1 protein-coding gene is annotated in these 260 nt (G+C 66.5%); it reads left to right on the forward strand.

Features of this window, described 5'->3' with window-relative positions; all coding sequences use genetic code 11:
* A partial coding sequence (locus SB771_RS35315; RefSeq protein WP_410722081.1) for a 5-oxoproline transporter, DUF979 family subunit occupies positions 1 to 260 on the forward strand: 260 nt, incomplete at both ends.

The raw sequence follows: 260 nt of genomic DNA on the forward strand, positions 1-260 counted from the left end.
ATGACGCGCGACACCGTCGGCCAGTCGATGAAGGAAGCGCGGCGTCTCGTGGATGCACTGTCGTGGGCGGCCGTGCTGCCGCAGATGCTCGGCATGCTCGGCCTCGTGTTCTCGGACGCGGGCGTCGGCAAGGCAGTCGCGCACGTGACGACGGCTTACATCAGCCTCGACTACCGGCTGATCGCGGTGGCCGTCTACTGCATCGGCATGGCGCTCTTCACGATGGTGATGGGCAACGGCTTCGCCGCGTTCCCGGTGAT

Source organism: Burkholderia sp. SIMBA_051, assembly GCF_046534915.1.
GTDB lineage: Bacteria > Pseudomonadota > Gammaproteobacteria > Burkholderiales > Burkholderiaceae > Burkholderia > Burkholderia ambifaria.